Below are 1176 nucleotides of genomic sequence, written 5' to 3'. Positions count from 1 at the left end.
ATCTGGCCGGAATTGTCGGCCATTGACCCAGCGATCGCAGTTCACCTCGAGATCGACGCCAAATACGACGTCTATCTGAAGCGCCAAACTGCTGACGTCGATGCCTTCCGGCGTGACGAGGGGCTGGTATTGACCGATATCGATTACAGCCGCGTGCCGGGACTCTCCAACGAGGCCCGTGCAAAACTCGAAGCCGCGCGCCCGCGAACGGTAGGGCAGGCGGGGCGGATTGATGCGATGACGCCAGCAGCGTTGGGGATCCTGGCGGCCTTTTTGCGGCGGGAAGCGCGAAAGAAACCGACGGTGGCGTCCGCATAACTTTTTTCACGTGAAACAAAGCTCTCTCATCGTCATTGCGAGGAGCATAGCGACGAAGCAATCCATATCTATCTGTCTAATCTTCAGCATGGATTGCTTCGCTACGCTCGCAATGACGGCTTGAATCCAGTCGGTACCTCAACACATGCTCAAAGCACCGAAATCCCCCATTCTCCCCGCGGACAAAGCCGCGGCACTGGCGTTGACGCCTGTTTCACGTGAAACCGAGGCGCGGCTGGATCGCTATGTCGATCTGTTGCTGGAGTGGCAGGCCAAAACCAATCTGGTGGCGCCGTCGACGCTTCCCAATCTTTGGACCCGCCACATCGCCGATTCCCTGCAGCTTCTGACGATCGCTCCCTCCGCCACGGTCTGGGCCGATCTCGGCAGCGGAGGGGGCTTTCCCGGGGTGGCGCTGGCCTGCGCGCTGGCAGGGACGCCAGGTGCGATCATTCATCTGGTTGAGCGCAATGCCAAGAAGGCCGCGTTCCTGCGCGAGGCGCTGCGAGTTACCAACTCGCCCGGCCAAGTTCACCTCGCGGATATCGGGGATAGTGTGGATAGAATCACCGGACCTGTCGATTGCGTCACCGCCCGGGCGGTGGCTCCGCTACACCAGCTCATCGGCTTCGCGGAGCCGCTGGTGAGGCGCGGCGCGAAGGCGTTGTTCCTCAAAGGCCAAGATGTAGAGGCTGAATTGACCGAAGCTACTAAATATTGGAATATCAAGCCGCATCTCCATTCCAGCCGCACCGGCGGACACGGCTGGATCGTCGAGCTCGACCAGATCGAGCGGCGCAATCCATCCGCGACAGAAAATGGCGTCAGCGCATGACCGTAATTGATCAAATATATCAA

The 1176-nt window shown here is 59.6% G+C and carries 1 protein-coding gene and 1 pseudogene; both read left to right on the top strand.

The window, feature by feature from the left end; all coding sequences use genetic code 11:
- Positions 1–318, top strand: a pseudogene (locus Q7U29_RS04745) (tRNA uridine-5-carboxymethylaminomethyl(34) synthesis enzyme MnmG); the annotation flags it as partial.
- Between the two features lie 145 nt (positions 319–463).
- Entirely contained in the window at positions 464–1153 is a 690-nt protein-coding gene (gene rsmG / locus Q7U29_RS04740; protein WP_304739045.1) for a 16S rRNA (guanine(527)-N(7))-methyltransferase RsmG, read from the top strand.
- The last annotated feature ends 23 nt before the right edge of the window (positions 1154–1176 follow it).

The sequence above is a fragment of the Bradyrhizobium sp. genome, assembly GCF_030654605.1.
Taxonomy (GTDB): Bacteria; Pseudomonadota; Alphaproteobacteria; order Rhizobiales; family Xanthobacteraceae; genus Bradyrhizobium.
Note: the sequence above shows the minus strand (reverse complement) of the source record. Positions and strands in the feature narration are given on the sequence as shown.

Bases quoted from the DNA above. Each gene is read 5' to 3' on its own strand.
- rsmG (WP_304739045.1), top strand. From the start codon at position 464: ATGCTCAAAGCACCGAAATCCCCCATTCTCCCCGCGGACAAAGCCGCG.